The sequence below is a fragment of the Shewanella sp. genome (genome assembly GCF_013214165.1).
GTDB lineage: Bacteria > Pseudomonadota > Gammaproteobacteria > Enterobacterales > Shewanellaceae > Shewanella.
Map to the genome: position 1 here is coordinate 113,923 of NZ_JABSSM010000021.1, position 18,531 is coordinate 132,453.

The following is an 18,531-nucleotide window of genomic DNA, read 5'->3' on the forward strand; positions in this document are numbered from 1 at the left end:
TAACATAATCCAAACTCAACAGAAATTGGCATCAACTTTAAACTCGACTTGATTAAACGTTGGGTATTCCCGATAGCGTCACATATTTTTCAGTGAAACTCTAGCGATAGGAGGATTTCAAACAAAATAGCGATTTTCAGGCAGGACTTGTGGCCTCAAGTTATTGAGGAGGGAAAAGGGAGATAGAGTCTGTTGATGCAGTCTAGTTATCTGCTAGTTTCTAGATATTGACAGCACTTAGCAAAGTGCCGTCGTCGCTTATCTAAATGTTCACAATAGCTGGTGAGCTCTTGCAAGGTTCCTACTGGGCCATGAAATAATTTACCAAATTCAGAAGTCAGTTTTATCCAGTTATCTGCTGAGATATTGATTCTAGTTAATATCTTAGATGCACTTGAAGATATAGCCCCACGCTTGTCATCACGGATTATCCTGCCAGTTTCATCGACCAGCTCTAGATACTCTTTGAGTGAGAAGTTTATGCCTTTAGCTTGGTTCAGTTGTTCATTTCCAATAAAAGGCAGGAGTTTTTCTGGTTGTTTACCTTTTAAAGCGGCGTTAACTCGCAATTGGAGACTCGTATGGTCAGAGTCTTCCGGGGTTTTAGCCATTTTTGCCCTAATAGGATTGAGCTCTACATATGCCATACAAGCCAGCACTGCGGTTTCATCGAGTAAAGCTTGGCTCTTGAACCGCCCTTCCCAGAAATGCCCCGTGCAGTTATCCTCTTTATTCGCCATCCTCGCGATTGGCTCATTGAGACAGCGCATAAACCAACTTATGTCACTTAATCTGCCTCGATATACGGCTATTGAATGTTTGAGGGCGATGATTTCATGGCTTTCAATTATCTCACATTTTACAAATTTCTGAGTGATTTCAGTCCCTTTAAACAGTTGATGCCACTGCTCTACCACCTCTCTGTCACTCCACCTATTGGCAAGTTCGATATCAATACGCAGCACCAAGTGAAGATGATTACTCATTACCGCATAAGCCGCCACATCAATAGCAAACACGCCCGCTAAATTTAATATCTGATTTTCAATCCATCCACGCCGATGCTCATAAGATTTCCCTGTAAAATCATCCACTCCCGCAATGAAGGTTTGTCGGACTGTTCGGCTGCAGCAATGGTAGAATAAAGTGTCTTCAATACTAATTTGAGTATTTCGTGGACGGGGCATAGCCACCTCCTACATCAACCAATGTTTAAAGCTTAGTAGGTGGCCCTTGATTCATCAATTAACAATCCCTCTCTCAAGTTTTGCCAATTAATAATGCCTGTCTCTATTTTTTAATGGCTGTCTCTATTTTTTTTATGCCTGTCTCTATTTCTTGATTAACAATCCCTGTCTCTATTTTTTTTATGGCTGTCTCTATTTTTTTTCTGTCTCTATTTTTTTTATGGCTGTCTCTATTTTTTTTCTCTATATCGCCGGTACCTTAAATTTAGTGCCTTGTATCGATAACACCACATCTCTGGATCTAATTTCAACTATGTCTAGCTTCCCCCCAATCTTATCGCCTTCCTGTAGCTCAGCCCCATCAACATTGAGCCAACGATTGTCAGGATTGGTGGAATACACATGGGCATTGATATTAAATTCAGGCACCTGCAACTGGAGTCCGCCAGGTAACTGACCATACTTGGGCAGGGTATCTGATTTTTCAGCTGGCATAAGATCGAGTTCACGCGCAGTCATGGGAGCCGCGAGTGAGTTTCTTACCTCAACCGCTGTTAACGCAGCCTCAAAGGCGGCCAATAAGTTATTTTCATCTTGATACTTGTTCGGCGTAGCAGAAGCCAGTTCCAATCCGACCTCAGATGCGGCTCGATTGACTTTGAACTTCAGAGTCGCAAGCATATCTTGACCCTGCTGATTGGCATTGGCCCCAAGTATGATCGGCTCACTGACCGAACGATGAGTTAAACCAGTCGTTGCCGCTTTAGTTGAAGTCGTGGCGGGCTCAACATATTGCATTTGCTGCGGCCTATTATCAAGATAACGTTCGGCCCTGGGGCGCTCGGTCGCTACAGGCAAGGCCACCTTTCCCGCGAGTCTAATACTCTGCTCATTTTCTAATGAACCAAGTTGCGGAGATGTGGCAGGTATTTCATTAGGCTCTTGCTGAAGTGCCAGTGCTAATTTAGGCTCAGATACTTGACTGGAATCACCGACAAGATAGCCCTGGCCCAACCAAGCTATGATGGCCAGGAGTATGAGAATGAATCCCACCAAGAGGACGGGTAAATATCTCTGCCTGTTACCAGAGAAATTATCATACTGAGCCCTAGGCGTTAATACGGGATCGATACCAGCATCCAGCTCCTGGCTTTTAGCACGTGTCACCGCATCGAGTAGAATGGACATTAGTAGCTCCTTCTCGCTTCGACTAACCTGGGACCTTCGGCGCTAAGGTAGAGGTTAAGCTGCACTAATGTCTGACTCCCGGCAATGGCATCGGCTCTAAGGCCATGCTCACGTTGGAAACGCATCAAGTTATCTTCTAATTGCGCATCGAAACCATCGACTAATCTTGGTGCAGTATGATCAATTTTGGCTAAACTGTTTTCAAGCCATTGGATTTGCTCTGAGTTAGAGCCTTGTCCTATCTCTCTTGGCAGGCTAATTGGTGCTTGCCACAAGATCTCGAACGTACCGCTAAAGTGACGCGTAAACCAGTCTCTGTCGACCCAAAGTTGCTGTTCATTGAGTTGTAGTAACAGCTGTTCGCCATGACGTGAAACCACAGTGCCATAGAAAGCCTCTTGTTGACTATCGATAAGATAAACGACTGCGGGGAAGTTAAGGCGAGTTAACGAGTTCCAATTCCCCTGCTGCTGAAAACAGGAGAGGCCCTGTTGCTCTGCCGATTGACAGGCAGATAAGCCGATATAGGGCACTCGGTCCCAGAGACCTAAGATGCTGGCATAGGCGGTATCTATGTCTCTACTTTGTGCTATCGCGCCATTGAGTACCCTTTGATTGGAACTGGAAACCTGGGCCTTATTTTCCTGCACCAAAGATGGTGAAGCTAGACTGCTGCCCGCAGAACTTGCTGCTGAGTTATCAGGTAAAAGCTTGCCCCATAACATAACCCCTAAAACACAACTAAGCGCCAGCACGGACCCGACAGCGATAGGCAAAAAATAACTTCGCTGTTTGATATCCTCGCCGAACACTTCAGCTGCAGCCGAGCTCACCATTTCCTGATCGATAGGCACCTTAGACTGAGCATAGCTCGCCATTAATGCACGCTCACAGAGCAAGTTAATCAATCTTGGGATGCCGCCACTGTATTTATGTAGCGCCTTGATCGACCTTGGATTAAACAAGGGTTCATGACGCCCTGCCACCTTGAGTCTATGTTGCACATAAAGGCCCACCTCTTCGAGCGTAAGCGGAAGTAGATGATAGCGAGCGGTAATTCTTTGCGCGAGCTGGCGAAGCTCTTGTCTTCTCAGTAACTGCTGCAACTCAGGTTGACCGATCAAGATAACCTGCAAGAGTTTCTTGGTGTCTGTTTCCAGGTTGGTCAATAAACGTAACTGCTCTAGTACTTCGGCCCTGAGATGCTGGGCTTCATCTATGATCAGCACAGTATTTCTGCCTTTGTCATGATTTCCCAGCAGGAACTGACTCAGAAGATCCGTTAGCTGCTTCAGGCTAGGGTCTTTGTCATACACAATACTAAGCTCATCACAGAGGGTGGCCAATAGCTCCTGCTCTGTCAGTGATGGGTTTAGAATGAATGCGGTGTCAGTATTTTCAGGGAGTTGATTAAGCAGACAACGGGATACTGTCGTCTTACCCGTGCCCACTTCACCGGTTAATAATACAAAGCCACCGGTTTCACCCAACCCATAGGTCAAATGAGCCAAGGCCTCACGGTGCCGGTCACTAAGGAATAGATAATGGGGATTAGGTGCGATAGAGAAAGGGTTATCGCTTAAGCCAAAAAACGCCTTGTACATACTGAAATCAATCCTTAACCTGTACTTATCGGTTATTAAATACAAAAATCAGTTAAAACTAAAGCTAACCGTTCGCCTTGTCAAAAGATGCTGAACAAAAAGCGATAAAAGACTGTAAATTAAGCGTCCGAGCGACACTGAATCAAATAGGCGAATACATGTTAAGATCTGACCCATCTGGTCCATACATGAAAACTGTGATTTAAATTGTGAAAATTTACCTCGTTGGCGGCGCTGTCCGCGATAGCTTACTCAAGCTACCGGTCAAAGATAGAGATTACCTGGTAGTAGGTGCAACACAAGAGCAGATGTTAGCCAAGGGCTTTCATCGTGTCGGCAAAGATTTCCCGGTGTTTTTACACCCCAAGACTCAGCAAGAATATGCCTTAGCCAGAACGGAGAGAAAAACAGGTTCAGGCTATGGCGGCTTCACCTGTCACGCCAGCCCGGATGTGACCCTAGAGCAAGATCTGCTCCGTCGGGATCTCACCGTCAACGCCATAGCTCAAGATGATGATGGTAAACTCTATGATCCCTATGGCGGTGTAGACGACCTAAACAACAAGGTGCTGAGACATGTCTCCGATGCCTTCATCGAAGACCCTTTAAGAGTACTCAGAGTCGCCAGATTCGCCGCTAGGTTCCATGCCCAAGGTTTCACCATCGCCGATGAAACCCTCACCATGATGGCCAACATAAGTCAAAGCGGTGAATTAGAAGCCCTAACTGCAGAAAGAGTATTTCAAGAACTAGACAAGGCCCTGAGTACCGACAATCCACACATCTTTATCGACGTACTCCACCAATGTGGCGCTCTTAGGGTCCTCTTTCCCGAGATACACGCCCTGTTCGGTGTACCTCAACCTGCAAAATGGCACCCTGAGATAGATACAGGCATACATACACTCATGGTACTCGAGCAAGCTGCTAAGCTCACCAAAGATAACTCGGTGCGATTTGCAGCCCTGGTACACGATCTCGGTAAAGCCCTGAGCCCCAAGGAACACTTGCCTAAGCACCATGGCCACGGACAGAAAGGCTTAGCGCCAATTAAGGCCCTATGCGCGCGAATAAAGGTCCCCAACGACTACCGGGATTTAGCAATGCTCGTCAGCGAGCTGCACCAAAACATTCACAATATTGACCAGTTACGCCCCGAGACTCTGATTAAGCTCTTCGATAAGGCCGATCTCTGGCGTAAGCCCCAACGCCTGCAACAGATAGCCCTAGCCTGTGAAGCCGATGCCAGAGGCCGACTCGGGTTAGAAGGTCAAGCGTATCCCCAGGCCAACTACTTTACCCTCACCTTCGAAGCTGCGAATGCCGTTGCGGTAAAACCTATTATTGACGCCGGTTTTAGAGGGGCTGAGATAAAGCAGCAACTACACATAAAGCGTATCGAGATTGTCTCAGAAGTGAAAAATAACGTTAATAAAAATGCTGCACTCTAGCCTTTAGTGAACACGGCTTTGTCTCTGACTTGGTAAAATTCTACGCGAACAGCTTACTATTCAGGCACTAAACTTGCATTAAATAATGCATTAGCTAAGCTATTCAGGCCTTAGGGTGAAAATTCGTAGCAATATGCATCAGCTATGACATAATCTAGTCGTTGCAGCTGTATGGTACAGCTGTTCCATATCTATCCAACCTATCTAAAGGGATTTCCCAATGAACAAAAAAGTACTGATGATTGCTGGTGTAGCAATGACTGCCCTACTAGGTGGCTGTGCAAACACTACTGCTCTAGAAGAAAGCATTTCAAACCTAGGTAACAAGGTTGATCAACTGTCTTCTGAAGTTAGCTCTCTAAAGTCTGAGCAAGGTGCTCTTTCTGCAGACGTTAAAGATGCAAAAGCGGCAGCTATGGACGCACAAGCTGAAGCTAAGCGTGCTAACGATCGCATCGACAACGTTGCTTCTTCTTACAAGAAGTAATTTGTCTGTATCGGCAACACATATGTGTTGCCGATATGTTCGCCTCCTTCTAAGCTAAATCCCCCCACACAAGTTCAAGTAGCTGTAAGCATCAGTAAGATTAAGCTCATTGCAGTCACGCTTATCACTTATCGCTTAAAAATATCATTCTTCAAACTTCAACAAATTCCGCCCACAAAAAAGCGCCCTCTGGGGACGCATCTTCACACTGTTCAGCTAATTTTCTTTCCTAGCCACTAGCCACTAGTCACTCCCTCGCCTAGCTACTAGCTCCGAACGACACACCTTATCTACAGCGCTATATTCACCGGCAGGCCGTTTTGAGTCAGCAAGGCATCGTTAGCCTTGAAGCTGTCTACATTGTCCTGGCTGATGAACTTGACTATGTTAGCGCTCATGGTCACCACTTTCTCTTGCTGCATCTCTAGCTCAGATTTAGACAGGGCAGAATGCACCTCTATGATGTGACGGCCATCGGGCTCGGTAGAGATCTTGACTGTCTGATTGATCACCCGCACAGGATCGCCATACTTTGTCTGGTAAAACAGCCACTCGATATCATCGGGATTAAGACGCACGCAACCTGAGCTGACACGCATGCCGATGCCAAAGTCTTGATTAGTCCCGTGGATCAAATAACTGCCATCACCGTAAGACAGCTGCATGGCGTAGTCACCCAAGGGATTGTCCGGTCCGGCCGGTACTATGGCGGGCAAGACTTCGCCGCGCTCCAGATGTTCCTTACGTATGCTGGCAGGTACCGTCCAACTCGGGTTAGGGATCCTCGCCTTTATCTTAGTGACCATCTCGGGCGTTTCACGGCCTATACGACCTATCCCCACAGGAAATACATGGACTTGCTTACCATTTTTAGGAAAATAATAGAGTCTCAATTCCGGTAAGTTGAGTACTATCCCCTCTCTTGGCACATCCGGTAGCAACATCTGGGTCGGTATGATGAGTACAGTCCCCGGCGTCGGTAAAAATGGGTCCACGCCTGGATTTGACTCCATCAGTTCCAGAATGCCGACATTGTACTGTTTGGAAATCGTCTGAAAAAAATCCCCCTTCTGTACCAGATGCTCCTGAAGTTCACCGATGAGACGACTGCCCTTTTCTGGCAGATCATACACGTTGGCCATACTAATGCCTGGGATCACACTTAAGATGAACAACAGCAATATTCTCATCATAGGTATCTCTATTTCCTTCTTCTCTACTATCAAATCGAATGTGACGACTGCTAACACCAATTAATATAAGGACCAGCAGATAACTCAAATACTCATATTCAGCTTAAATGTTAACCCCTACTGCCACGATATCCTAGCCCTATCGAGGGATAAAACCAAACCGTTCAGCCGAGGTTAATTTGCCACGCTAGCCTTATATTTTCTTCGACAGGGTAACAATAAAGTCGATCTCTAACCCTTCGAAGTTAGCCGAGGCGATCTTCTTACGTATTTTATCATTGGCCCGCCACGCATACGGCGTCATTTCCAGCAGTATCAGGGCTTGCTCACCGTCAGCATTGAGCTTAAATGTCACTCTCTGACTCGCTAATAATTCGAGTCCACTTACTTGACCCGATTGTATCGCCTTCTCTTTCATATCTGGATAGATATAGCCTTTCAACTGCCAAAGGTGCCGTGGGGCGGGAGAGACCTGCAATAGATAACCCGCTTGCTTGAGGACACGTAGCGGCTCTTTGCCCTTGAGCTGCTTATCGATCAGTGTGATCAGATCGAAGCTAGCATCTGCGAAAGGAAGTGCTCTTAGGCTACTGACAATTAAGGTGCTTTTTTCTGCCTGCTCACTGGTACTAGTTGAATCACTATTTGAGTCGTTAGTAGCATCACTGCTAGTTTCAGATTCAGATTCAGATTCAGCCTCAGCTTCAGCTTCAGCGTCGATCTTAGCCGCCGAGAAGAGTGCATTCTCGGCTTCATTGATCCCATGCTGCAGCAGATTTAATCCGGCTTGTTGCAAGGATCCACTGAGGGCCGACTTTATCGCTCTCAGATAGTAGCCTTCGCCACAATCATATTCCAGATGCGCAATGACCTCTTCTGACGCCATATGCGCCAGCTCAGGCTTGAGCATCTCGGCTAAGGTGTCGACCAGCGGTGAGAATACGCCAGACTCGAGTAAGAAACGCTTACCCCGCATCACCTGCCTAGAGTCAAATTTGGGCTTTTTAGCCAGACTAAATACCCAGTAACCCTTATCATTCTTGTCGAAATGATGCTTATTACTACAGTGTAATCCTTGAGATTCCTCATGGATCATCAGAGGCTGGTTACACACAGGGCATAGATAAATACTTTTCATAATGTCTCTTTAACGATGAAGCTGTGGCTTCCTGTAGCCCAGGAAGTCACAGTTTGTGATAATTAAGCGAATATAAACACACACAAGAGTGCGCCCAGTGCCAGTCGATAAACGACAAAGGGAGTCATTCCAATGCGGCTGACCAGCTTTAAAAATACATGAATACAGGCGTAAGCGGCGAGGAAAGAGACCATAATACCCAGTGACATGGCCTGATAATCTATCGCCTCACCACTGGATATCAGATCCTTAGTCACCAGAATTGCCGCCCCTAAACTAATAGGTACCGACATCAGGAATGAAAAGCGCGCCGCGGCCTCACGTCCTAGGCCCAGCATCAAGGCCGCCGTAATGGTCGCACCGGAGCGGGATGTGCCAGGGATCAGCGCCATGGCCTGAGCCACACCTATGATCAACGCCTTCTTCCAACCCACTTGAAACTCAGTCAGCCCCTTGTTGGTCATTCTATCGGCCCACCACAGCAAGAGTCCAAACACGATAGTGGTCGTCGCTACCACCTCGATATTTCGCAGATGAGTAGAAATAAAATCTTTAGCGGCGAAGCCGACTATGACCGCCGGTATAGTCGCCAGTATGATCCACCAGGCGAGTTTACTCTCATCATTGTGCTCGCCCTTGAACATGCTGCCACCCCAGGCAATAAACATCGACCACAGCTCACGCCTGAAATAGATGATAACGGCGCACAAAGAACCAGTATTAACGGCGACATCGAAGGACAGGCCTTGATCTTCCCAGTCAAGGAGTTGCGCAGGCAAGATGAGATGCGCCGAGCTTGAGATGGGTAAAAATTCGGTCAAGCCCTGAATTAAGGCTAATACTATGACCTGAAATGTGTCCATGCATATTTCCTGTTTAATGAATCTACACCTAGTGGTTAAATGTGTACTTAGGTGAGAGCCAAGATTTGTACTTAGAGTGAGTTAAGAGTCGAGGCTTCATCCGCCAAAGTCTGAGTCCAGACAAAGGGTATAGGCCAAAGTTTTTGCTGAGTTTTATCGTATTCATGCCACAAGGTTTGATAACGCGTGTTCACCGAAGGATGGGCCAAATCGGGAGCAAGCTCAGCCATGGGCCAGAGAACGAAGGCATTAGTTAAGATTTCAGCCCTCGGCAACTCGACAGGATCGAGCGTTACCTTGTCACCATAGAGCAGCAGATCCAGATCCAATGTTCTGGGAGCAAACTTTTTAGCCCCCACCAGACGGCCATTGTCTTGCTCGATCTGCTTAAACAGCGATACTAGTTCACCTATGCTCAAATCGGTATCGACGCCAACGACCATATTTAAAAAGTTACTGCCTTTAAAGCCAACCGCTTCACTTTCATACACAGAGGAGAGCAAGAGCTCACCAAAGTGATAGCTTAGGTCACTTAATCCCGACTTAAGGAAGCGCTCAGGCTCAATATTACTGCCTAGGCTGATATAAACACGAGATAACATCTAACAATAACCCCGCTCAATCTCGACACCGACGGCCGCAACACCAGGCACGGCTCCTGGTTTCATCACAGTCACCTTGACCCAAGGCACATCAAACTCATCCATTAAACAGCTAGCGATCATCTCGGCTACGGTTTCGATGAGTTCAATTGGCTTTTCGGTTATCAAGGCCGTTAATCGATTCGATACCGTCTCATAACACAAGGCATACTGATAATCATCGCTATCCGCGGCAGGCTTGTTATCCCAAGCCATATCCAGATCGATCAACAAGTTCTGATGGATCTTCTTCTCCCACTCATAGATCCCGATAACAGTTTCTATTTTTAACTGTCTTATTAATACTCTGTCCATGATCTCTCCAAAACCAGACTCGTTCCTCATCGATGAGGGCTCATTTGCGCCCTTCGGCTCAAGAGGTCTGATAAGCGTTTACGGATAAAAAAGATATAATGCCAATCTTATCTATTAATTTGCTAAATGCCTCTTTCTAACGGTACAAATCCCAAGTAGGATAAGGCCCTGTAGAAGGATTTTACCTCTCAGGCAAAGCAGATAAAATAGAAAGTTGTGATTATGGCTTAGCACTGAAAAATATTGTGGCGCGATGATACCTTAAGACGGATAAGGAAACCAATTTGACCATAACAGTACTCACTCTGGTAATGATATTGACCGCCTATCTGGCTGGCTCAATTTCCAGCGCCGTGCTCGTTTGTCAAATGCGTGGGCTTCCCGACCCAAGAACAGCAGGCTCAGGCAATCCTGGGGCGACCAATGTCCTGCGCATAGGCGGAGCCAGCTCAGCTGCCATGGTGCTATTCTTTGACATGTTAAAAGGTGCCCTGCCCGCTTACTTAGCCTTCCGCATAGGGGTCGACCCTGTCTCCCTTGGCCTGATTGCTATCGCCGCCTGCCTCGGCCATATTTTCCCTATCTTCTTTAAATTTAAAGGTGGCAAAGGCGTCGCGACCGCATTCGGCGCCATGGCCCCAATTGGTCATGACTTAGCACTTTCTCTGATAGGCACATGGATCCTCATGGTACTGATCTGCCGCTACTCCTCACTCGCCGCCATTATCGCAGCCATACTCGCCCCCGCGTATACCTGGTACCTAGACGACAGATTCATCATCCCGGTCTCCATGCTCTCGGCCTTGATAGTCATCAGACACAAGGACAATATTAGCAGGCTGATAAAGGGTGAAGAATCTAAGGTGTCACGCAAGAAGAAAGATAAAATTTAAGCCGTAGCGAGCCTAGACACCAAACATAAAAAAACACCTGTTTGCATCTGCAAACCAGGTGTTTTTATTACTTGCCACTTATCGCTTAACACTTGCAGCTTATTTAGCGTCTATAGCGGAGGCAGCGAGTCTAACGACCAGCGTGGCATACCTTTGACGCCTAAATCTTCGGTATGACCCGCCTTGAGTCTCTGCAAACCGGCATAGGCGATCATGGCACCATTATCGGTACAAAACTCGCCTCTGGGATAGAAGACTTCTCCGCCTAAATTTTTCATCATCTCGGCTAGCGAGCTGCGCAGGCGTGAATTTGCACTCACCCCTCCGGCAATGACTAAGCGAGTATAACCGGTTTGTTTCAATGCACGGCGACACTTGATAGAGAGTGTATCGACAACCGCTTCTTCGAACGCCAGGGCGATATTGGCACGGGTCTGCTCATCGTCTGGCTCTTTGGCAATCGTATTGGCGGCGAAGGTCTTCAAACCAGAAAAGCTGAAATTTAGCCCAGGTTTATCCGTCATAGGACGCGGAAAACGGTAGTGACCAGTCTCGCCTTTCTCTGCCAGCTTAGCTAACCTTGGCCCACCTGGGTAATCTAGCCCCATGAGTTTCGCGGTTTTATCGAATGCTTCACCTGCGGCATCGTCAACAGACTCGCCGAGCACTTCATATTGTCCTATACCTTCGACGGCCACCATCATAGAGTGCCCGCCGGATACTAACAGCGCAAGAAAAGGAAACTCAGGCACATTATCCTCTAGCATAGGGGCTAAGAGATGACCTTCCATATGGTGCACGCCAACGGCAGGCTTATCCCATGAATAGGCTAATGAGCGTCCCACACAGGCACCGACTAATAAGGCACCGACCAGACCTGGGCCTGTGGTATAAGCCACACCATCTATGTCATCCATGGTGCTGTTAGCATCGGCGAGTGCCTTCTTGATCAAGGGCACAACCTTTCTCACGTGATCGCGAGATGCCAGCTCGGGGACAACCCCACCGTAATCGGCATGTAGCTTTACCTGGCTATATAATGTGTGAGATAACAAGCCTAGCTCGTCGTCATAAACGGCTATTCCTGTTTCATCGCAAGATGTTTCAATACCTAAAACCCGCATCGTATCCCGTCAAAGTGTCATAAAAGGCTGCTAATTCTACCTGCTGTGCTTTAATTATACCAATAGACTTGTTGTTGATTTTGGTCCTCCTGATAATTGCACCAATTACAGTGATCATTAGCGGGTATACACGAAATATTTCGAGCATGACTTAGCCGAGGTCTCGACTAAGATCGCGATGGTGAAAGGATCTAGAATATGATCGCGAAATATGCTTTACAAACACGCTTAATTCGGTATAGAATTCCGCACCATTTTTAAATAAACTTGAGTCGAGAAATTGACTCTCTACAAACTACACCTAAGGGGTGATGGCGTATGCCAATAATTAAAGTACGCGAAAATGAACCATTTGACGTAGCTCTACGTCGTTTTAAGCGCTCTTGTGAAAAAGCCGGTATCTTAGCTGATGTTCGCGCTCGTGAGTTCTACGAGAAGCCAACTACTGCACGTAAGCGTGCTAAAGCCGCTGCAGTTAAGCGTCTTGCTAAGAAGCTTTCTCGCGAAAACGCTCGTCGCGTACGTTTATACTAATCTATTATGAGCCTAGTAGATCAGCTAAAAAGCCAAATGAAAGACGCCATGCGTGCCAAAGCTAAGGTACGTTTGGGGACTATCCGTATGGCGCTAGCCGCCGTCAAACAGATTGAAGTGGATACCCGCGAGAGTCTGACTGACGACCAAGCTATAGCTGTCTTAACCAAGATGGTTAAACAGCGTCGCGATTCGATTACACAATATAGTGCAGCCGGACGTGACGAACTAGCAGCAATTGAAGCGGAAGAGATCAAGGTTCTTGAAGTATTCCTGCCTCAGCCTCTTACTGAAGAGGAAATTGCCGTGCTAGTTGATGCAAGCATCGAAGAGATGGGCGCATCCTCCATGGCGGATATGGGCAAAGTAATGGGCGCATTAAAACCTAAAGTCTTAGGCAGAGCTGATATGGCGGCAATAGGCGCTATGATCAGAGCTAAACTTAAGTAACTTAAGAATAATGCGTAAATAAGCCGTGCTCTTGCGCGGCTTGTTTGTTTGTACAGTTTCAGTTTTTCATTTTGCGCTAATAGCGAAAGGCGGCATTTACTAAACTAATGGCGATACCTCGTGATTTTATCAATGAGCTAGTAGCTCGCATCGATATTGTCGACTTGATCGACGTTAAGGTGCCCCTTAAGAAGGCGGGTAAAAACCACTCTGCCTGCTGTCCGTTTCATAGTGAGAAATCACCTTCTTTTACCGTCAGTAGAGATAAACAGTTCTACCATTGTTTCGGCTGTGGTGCCCATGGCAATGTCATCGATTTTGTCATGGAATACGACCGTCTCGATTTTATCGACGCCATAGAAGAGCTCGCTGGCCAACTGGGTCTCGAAGTGCCCAGGGAGCAAGGTACAGGTAAGAGACGCGATGAAGGATTGAGCCGCGACCTGTATCAATTGATGGAAGAAGCTAGCCGACACTTTCAGAGCCAGCTTAGACAAGATAAAGACAAACAAAAAGTGCTCGATTATCTGGATCATCGAGGCCTGTCCGAGAAAGTAATAGAACACTTCAATATCGGATTTGCACCAGAGGGCTGGGATGGTTTACTCAGTCGCTACCGCCAGAATCAGGATTCCCAAGATAAACTACTCACCGCAGGAATGGTGATAGAAAACGATAATGGCAGACGTTACGACCGATTTCGCGACCGGTTAATGTTCCCTATTCGTGACAGACGAGGCCGGGTTATTGGCTTCGGCGGAAGAGTTTTAGGCGATGGCACGCCCAAATACTTGAATTCTCCGGAAACGCCCATATTTCATAAGGGCAATGAGCTGTACGGACTCTATGAGCTTAAGCAGCGTCACAGAGAACCACAGCGAGTACTGATAGTCGAAGGCTATATGGACGTGGTGGCACTGGCACAGTTTGATGTCGACTATGCCGTCGCCTCTCTCGGTACAGCAACCACCGCAGAGCAGTTTCAACTCCTGTTGCGTAGTGCCAAGGAGGTCATCTGTTGTTATGACGGTGACAGAGCCGGGGTAGAAGCCGCATGGCGTGCATTAGAAACTGCATTGCCACTGCTCAAACCCGGTAACCAAGTTAGATTTATGTTCCTGCCTCAAGGTGAAGATCCAGATACCATGGTGCGCCAGATAGGAAAACAAGCATTCGAAAGTCAGATTGATGATGCTAAAGCACTCCCCGAGTTTCTTTTTGAGACGTTAGCCCAACGCCATGGCGCCGATAAAGGGACATTAGCTAAGCAAGCCATTAGTTTGATTGAGAGAGTACAAGACACCGTTCTACAGAGTTTACTGCTGGAAAATCTAGCCTATAAACTCGGAATGAACGGTGCCGATGAGTTAAGAAGAAAGTTAGGTTTCAGCTCTAAACATCAGGGCCAAACTCTACAGAATAAAGCGTTAAAAGGACGAGGAACCCCATTGCGACTAGCCATCGCACTGCTAGTACAACATCCTATGTTAGGTGAGGGACTGCCGGTGCAGCCGGCACTGAAACACATCAAGATGGCCGGCGTAGATTTGCTGATCCACTTGCTAGACGTTACTCGTAAACAAGTTAAAAACAGCGCACAACTACTTGAACAGTACAGGGATGCTCCGCAATTACGCACCCTCAAAAAACTGACCCAATGGGACCATCAAGTGGCGGATGAAAACTTGCAACAAGAGTTTAAAAAAACCCTGATCTGGCTCAATAATCAATATATTGAGCAGCGATATCAGGAATTGAGTCTAAAACAGAACCATACTAAAGAAGAAAGGATTCAGCTCAGCAAGCTGATTGCAGTCATACAAGGGCAAAATTAAGACACTTTATGTCTTAAAACTAAATACTTGGACTAGTACATGGAAGCGCACAAGGCTATAATGGACGATTTGCGTGGCGATAAGTTATTGCCCGTCGTTTTAACCGTTACCCAACTTGGATGATATCTATGGAGCACACTCCTCAGTCGCAACTTAAACTGTTGCTAGCTAAAGGTAAAGAGCAAGGCTACTTAACCTATGCAGAAGTGAATGATCACTTGCCTGCTGATATGGTCGATGCAGACCAGATCGAAGATATTGTCCAGATGATTAATGACATGGGTATTCGCGTCTATGAACAGGCGCCGGATGCTGATGAAATCATGATGACAGAAGACAGCACAGATGATGATGCTGCAGAAGAAGCTGCCGCTGCACTTGCAACGGTAGAGGCCGAGCTTGGTCGTACAACAGATCCCGTCCGCATGTATATGCGTGAAATGGGGACTGTTGAACTTCTTACCCGTGAAGGCGAGATCGTTATCGCTAAACGTATCGAAGAAGGAATTTATACCGTTCAAGCATCGGTCGCCGAGTACCCTCCAGCGATTGCGGCGATCCTCGATCAATTCGATCGCTATGAAGCCGAAGAAGTTCGTCTATCCGATATCATCTCAGGTTTTATCGACCCTAATGCCGATGATATCGCCCCAACGGCTACTCACATTGGTTCAGACTTGTCACAAAATGAGCTCGACAAAGATGACTCAAAGGATGATGAAGATGAGGAAGAGGAAGGTCCAAAAGGACCGGATCCTGAAGAATCTAAAGAACGCTTCACTCAGCTAAGAGAAGTACATGAGAATACGCTGAGGATCATCGCAGACAAGGGTCGTGGCCATCCTGAAGCAACCGTTGCCCTGTTTGAGATTGGTGAATTATTTAAAGAATTCCGTCTCATGCCTAAGCAGTTCGACCGCTTAGTCAAGAACATGCGTGCCACCATGGATAAGGTCCGTGTTCAAGAACGTTTGATCATGAAGCTCTGTGTCGAACAAGCTAAGATGCCTAAGAAAAACTTCGTTAAGGGTTATACCGCCGACGAAAGCAGCATAGCCTGGTTTGATACCGAACTCGCCTCTAAGAAACCTTATGTTGAAGGTTTAAAGATGATCGAGCCTGACGTTCGTCGTTGTCGCTTCAAGCTCGATATTATCGAGAAAGAAACCGGACTCGCGATTGCGTCTATCAAGGATATCAACCGTCGTATGTCGATCGGTGAAGCTAAGGCTCGCCGCGCTAAGAAAGAGATGGTAGAAGCTAACTTGCGTCTGGTTATCTCTATCGCGAAAAAGTACACCAACCGTGGCCTGCAGTTCCTGGATCTTATTCAGGAAGGTAACATAGGCCTGATGAAGGCGGTTGATAAGTTCGAATATCGTCGTGGTTATAAGTTCTCAACCTACGCAACTTGGTGGATCCGTCAGGCGATCACTCGCTCTATTGCCGATCAGGCAAGAACGATCCGTATCCCGGTGCATATGATTGAGACAATCAACAAGCTGAATCGTATTTCTCGTCAGATGCTACAGGAAATGGGCCGCGAGCCGACTCCTGAAGAACTGGCTGAGCGTATGCTGATGCCTGAAGATAAGATCCGTAAGGTACTTAAGATTGCCAAAGAGCCTATCTCAATGGAAACACCTATCGGTGATGACGAAGATTCGCACTTAGGTGATTTCATCGAGGATACCACTCTCGAGCTACCTTTAGACTCTGCCACAGGCGAGAGCCTGAGAAACGCGACTCACGAAGTATTAGCCGGTCTAACGGCCCGTGAAGCCAAGGTGTTGCGTATGCGTTTCGGTATCGACATGAACACTGACCATACCCTAGAAGAGGTGGGTAAGCAGTTCGACGTGACCCGTGAGCGTATTCGTCAGATTGAAGCTAAGGCGCTGCGCAAGCTACGTCACCCTTCTCGCTCTGAGATCCTCAAGTCTTTCCTTGACGACTAAGTCTAGTCGCTAAGCATTAGCTCGTTGAGACTCGAAAGCCCTGCCATTTTTGGTGGGGCTTTTTGTTTTGCCACTCATGTCATTCTCTTTCCATTCTCTGTTTAAATAATGTCCTAAGATTAACAGCTAAGTTCAGCTCTTAGTTATGGTTATGGGATAAATTCAGAGCCGGGAATAGGTTAACGGCTAAGATCTAAGATAAATTAAGGTTTATAGCAGTGCTATTATTATAAATCAGGCTGACACTTACCAAAAACAAACTGATGAATAATTCGTCACCCCATGTTTTTAGCCATTCCCAGCTCTTTTTCTGCTCATAAAAATGCCAGTTAGCGCTTTGTAGCCCTAGGATTGATTAACAGATAAGCAGTTGAATTTAAAGTTAGCATTTCTGTGCAAAACACGGGTGACAAGCGCATTTAAACCTCGTATACTTCTCGTCGCTTCAGGTAGTGACGACTTCCTTTAGTAGGCCCCTTAGCTCAGCTGGTTAGAGCATACGACTCATAATCGTCAGGTCCACAGTTCAAGTCTGTGAGGGGCCACCAATTTTGATAAGCCGCTTGAAGAAATTCAAGCGGCTTTTTCATGTCTATAAGATTCCTCCTGTCTATCTCCGGTATTCACCAATATCAATCCACTTCAAAATCATCAGTAAAACCACTTGCCAAAATTCATCTCGATGACCCCGATACTTAATCCCGTTCAGATATTCAAAACACCCAAGATTGATGTAATGGCTAGTCGATTACCGCATCAAAACCTTACTCATTAAAACCAATGTCATTCACCCATAAATGCTGACTACTACCGACGGCGTCGTCGAACTACTGCAATTTTTAAATTACACTCAGAATCCAAGCCATTAAGTCGATAGGTTCAGTGAATACTCAGGTCCTCAATAGTAGAACGCAATGAACTATGTCACTTCGGTGTTGTTCAAGCCCGTAACGAGCGATAGCGAGCCGCAATGTAATTACACTCAATGCTGAGACTCTAAGGTTATAGAGGGCGTGATGGCCTAGTGGGATGGTTCTGAGAGATAGTTCAGGCTAATAGTCAACTGGATTAGATGGAGTTAGTTCTACCGTCGATGAATGGGGTGAAACTAGGTTTCATTCAGCTCAGTGGTACCAAGGGATTGAGGCAGATGAATGGGCCAATCTAAGTAGAAAGGCCAGCCAATTTATCAAGCCACCCATCATAAAAGAGGCCAATTTATCAAGCCACCCATCATAAAAGAGGCTATTTCACAACATGCCTATTCTGACGTTATGAAAGTTAAATTAGCAGTAGGTGACTGTTTGTTCGTAACATAAAATATCAACACGCTGATGTTTATGCAACTAGGATAAGTGGACACCCATAAGATTTTGGCACTTTAACTTAATCGGCACTTATTGCTGATATCTAGCAATCCATTCTAGAAGCGATCCTTAAACCGAACAATAATACGTAACAATAATTACGTATTATTTTATGCTTTTATCAATAGATTTCTTATGCCTAATTGTGATGGCTAAAAATGACTGAGTAGTTGTACTAACGCTGGAGTAATACAATAAGTGCAACAGATTAAGGTTGAAAAGTGAGAGAGCTGAAGGCAGAATTTTAGTTCTCACACACAAATTCAGAGTCTGTCATGAACAAACAGTACCATCAGCTCACTC

16 protein-coding genes and 1 tRNA gene are annotated in these 18,531 nt (G+C 46.4%); 8 read left to right on the plus strand and 9 right to left on the minus strand.

Annotation, left to right across the window (positions count from 1 at the left end; genetic code table 11):
• Window positions 1-206 precede the first annotated feature (206 nt).
• The 3 genes from HRU42_RS07950 to HRU42_RS07960 form a co-directional block, all read right to left on the minus strand.
• Window positions 207-1,187 carry a transposase gene (locus HRU42_RS07950; protein WP_295030085.1) on the minus strand — a complete coding sequence of 327 codons (981 nt, stop codon included), beginning with the start codon at window positions 1,185-1,187 and terminating at the stop codon, window positions 207-209.
• A gap of 243 nt (window positions 1,188-1,430) precedes the next feature.
• Window positions 1,431-2,375 (minus strand): general secretion pathway protein GspB, encoded by a 945-nt coding sequence (locus tag HRU42_RS07955; RefSeq protein ID WP_295030087.1) that lies wholly within the window; start codon window positions 2,373-2,375, stop codon window positions 1,431-1,433.
• A complete protein-coding gene (locus tag HRU42_RS07960) occupies window positions 2,375-3,979 on the minus strand; it encodes an ExeA family protein (protein ID WP_295030089.1) in 1,605 nt (534 codons plus the stop codon). The genes HRU42_RS07955 and HRU42_RS07960 overlap by 1 nt, the downstream gene beginning before the upstream one ends.
• Window positions 3,980-4,188: 209 nt before the next feature.
• Between HRU42_RS07960 and HRU42_RS07965 the strand changes: the two genes are divergently transcribed.
• A complete protein-coding gene (locus HRU42_RS07965) occupies window positions 4,189-5,430 on the plus strand; it encodes a multifunctional CCA addition/repair protein (protein ID WP_295030090.1) in 1,242 nt (413 codons plus the stop codon).
• Window positions 5,431-5,650: 220 nt separating this feature from the next.
• Complete coding sequence (locus tag HRU42_RS07970) at window positions 5,651-5,917, plus strand: Lpp/OprI family alanine-zipper lipoprotein (protein WP_112352032.1); 267 nt, start codon at window positions 5,651-5,653, stop codon at window positions 5,915-5,917.
• Between the two features lie 290 nt (window positions 5,918-6,207).
• Here HRU42_RS07970 and HRU42_RS07975 read toward each other — a convergent pair whose 3' ends face one another.
• The 5 genes from HRU42_RS07975 to folB form a co-directional block, all read right to left on the minus strand.
• Window positions 6,208-7,110, minus strand: a complete 903-nt coding sequence (locus tag HRU42_RS07975) for a L,D-transpeptidase family protein (RefSeq protein ID WP_295030092.1) — start codon at window positions 7,108-7,110, stop codon at window positions 6,208-6,210.
• Window positions 7,111-7,303: 193 nt separating this feature from the next.
• The gene (locus HRU42_RS07980) at window positions 7,304-8,248 is read right to left on the minus strand and encodes a putative RNA methyltransferase (protein WP_295030094.1); all 945 of its coding nucleotides are present in this window, start codon (window positions 8,246-8,248) and stop codon (window positions 7,304-7,306) included.
• A 62-nt stretch (window positions 8,249-8,310) separates the two neighbouring features.
• Window positions 8,311-9,111, minus strand: coding sequence for an undecaprenyl-diphosphate phosphatase (locus tag HRU42_RS07985; RefSeq protein ID WP_295030096.1), 801 nt, complete (start codon window positions 9,109-9,111; stop codon window positions 8,311-8,313).
• Window positions 9,112-9,182: 71 nt separating this feature from the next.
• Complete coding sequence (folK, locus tag HRU42_RS07990) at window positions 9,183-9,713, minus strand: 2-amino-4-hydroxy-6-hydroxymethyldihydropteridine diphosphokinase (protein ID WP_295030097.1); 531 nt, start codon at window positions 9,711-9,713, stop codon at window positions 9,183-9,185.
• Window positions 9,714-10,067 carry a dihydroneopterin aldolase gene (folB, locus tag HRU42_RS07995; protein WP_295030099.1) on the minus strand — a complete coding sequence of 118 codons (354 nt, stop codon included), beginning with the start codon at window positions 10,065-10,067 and terminating at the stop codon, window positions 9,714-9,716.
• Window positions 10,068-10,351: 284 nt separating this feature from the next.
• On the opposite strand from folB, the gene plsY reads away from it, so the two are divergent.
• Window positions 10,352-10,960 (plus strand): glycerol-3-phosphate 1-O-acyltransferase PlsY, encoded by a 609-nt coding sequence (gene plsY / locus HRU42_RS08000; RefSeq protein WP_295030100.1) that lies wholly within the window; start codon window positions 10,352-10,354, stop codon window positions 10,958-10,960.
• A 110-nt stretch (window positions 10,961-11,070) separates the two neighbouring features.
• Here the strand turns inward: plsY and tsaD are convergent, their stop codons facing one another.
• Window positions 11,071-12,084 (minus strand): tRNA (adenosine(37)-N6)-threonylcarbamoyltransferase complex transferase subunit TsaD, encoded by a 1,014-nt coding sequence (gene tsaD, locus HRU42_RS08005; RefSeq protein ID WP_295030101.1) that lies wholly within the window; start codon window positions 12,082-12,084, stop codon window positions 11,071-11,073.
• A gap of 318 nt (window positions 12,085-12,402) precedes the next feature.
• Here tsaD and rpsU point away from each other — a divergent pair, with 318 nt between their 5' ends.
• From rpsU to HRU42_RS08030, 5 genes are all read left to right on the plus strand, one after another.
• Window positions 12,403-12,618, plus strand: a complete 216-nt coding sequence (gene rpsU / locus HRU42_RS08010) for a 30S ribosomal protein S21 (protein WP_006080725.1) — start codon at window positions 12,403-12,405, stop codon at window positions 12,616-12,618.
• 6 nt (window positions 12,619-12,624) lie between these two features.
• On the plus strand, window positions 12,625-13,068 hold the full coding sequence (locus HRU42_RS08015; protein WP_295030103.1) for a GatB/YqeY domain-containing protein: 444 nt from the start codon (window positions 12,625-12,627) through the stop codon (window positions 13,066-13,068).
• 107 nt (window positions 13,069-13,175) lie between these two features.
• Window positions 13,176-14,903 carry a DNA primase gene (gene dnaG / locus HRU42_RS08020; RefSeq protein ID WP_295030105.1) on the plus strand — a complete coding sequence of 576 codons (1,728 nt, stop codon included), beginning with the start codon at window positions 13,176-13,178 and terminating at the stop codon, window positions 14,901-14,903.
• 128 nt (window positions 14,904-15,031) lie between these two features.
• Window positions 15,032-16,861 carry an RNA polymerase sigma factor RpoD gene (gene rpoD, locus HRU42_RS08025; protein WP_295030107.1) on the plus strand — a complete coding sequence of 610 codons (1,830 nt, stop codon included), beginning with the start codon at window positions 15,032-15,034 and terminating at the stop codon, window positions 16,859-16,861.
• Between the two features lie 471 nt (window positions 16,862-17,332).
• Window positions 17,333-17,409, plus strand: a tRNA-Ile gene (locus tag HRU42_RS08030).
• Window positions 17,410-18,531 lie beyond the last annotated feature (1,122 nt).

What these genes read in the sequence shown, in the direction of transcription:
- HRU42_RS07985 (WP_295030096.1), bottom strand. Translation starts at nt 9,111, where the DNA reads ATGGACACATTTCAGGTCATAGTATTAGCCTTAATTCAGGGCTTGACC.
- dnaG (WP_295030105.1), top strand. Translation starts at nt 13,176, where the DNA reads ATGGCGATACCTCGTGATTTTATCAATGAGCTAGTAGCTCGCATCGAT.
- HRU42_RS07975 (WP_295030092.1), bottom strand. Translation starts at nt 7,110, where the DNA reads ATGATGAGAATATTGCTGTTGTTCATCTTAAGTGTGATCCCAGGCATT.
- HRU42_RS08015 (WP_295030103.1), top strand. Translation starts at nt 12,625, where the DNA reads ATGAGCCTAGTAGATCAGCTAAAAAGCCAAATGAAAGACGCCATGCGT.
- tsaD (WP_295030101.1), bottom strand. Translation starts at nt 12,084, where the DNA reads ATGCGGGTTTTAGGTATTGAAACATCTTGCGATGAAACAGGAATAGCC.
- folK (WP_295030097.1), bottom strand. Translation starts at nt 9,713, where the DNA reads ATGTTATCTCGTGTTTATATCAGCCTAGGCAGTAATATTGAGCCTGAG.
- rpsU (WP_006080725.1), top strand. Translation starts at nt 12,403, where the DNA reads ATGCCAATAATTAAAGTACGCGAAAATGAACCATTTGACGTAGCTCTA.
- folB (WP_295030099.1), bottom strand. Translation starts at nt 10,067, where the DNA reads ATGGACAGAGTATTAATAAGACAGTTAAAAATAGAAACTGTTATCGGG.
- HRU42_RS07980 (WP_295030094.1), bottom strand. Translation starts at nt 8,248, where the DNA reads ATGAAAAGTATTTATCTATGCCCTGTGTGTAACCAGCCTCTGATGATC.
- rpoD (WP_295030107.1), top strand. Translation starts at nt 15,032, where the DNA reads ATGGAGCACACTCCTCAGTCGCAACTTAAACTGTTGCTAGCTAAAGGT.
- HRU42_RS07960 (WP_295030089.1), bottom strand. Translation starts at nt 3,979, where the DNA reads ATGTACAAGGCGTTTTTTGGCTTAAGCGATAACCCTTTCTCTATCGCA.
- HRU42_RS07955 (WP_295030087.1), bottom strand. Translation starts at nt 2,375, where the DNA reads ATGTCCATTCTACTCGATGCGGTGACACGTGCTAAAAGCCAGGAGCTG.
- HRU42_RS07970 (WP_112352032.1), top strand. Translation starts at nt 5,651, where the DNA reads ATGAACAAAAAAGTACTGATGATTGCTGGTGTAGCAATGACTGCCCTA.
- HRU42_RS07950 (WP_295030085.1), bottom strand. Translation starts at nt 1,187, where the DNA reads ATGCCCCGTCCACGAAATACTCAAATTAGTATTGAAGACACTTTATTC.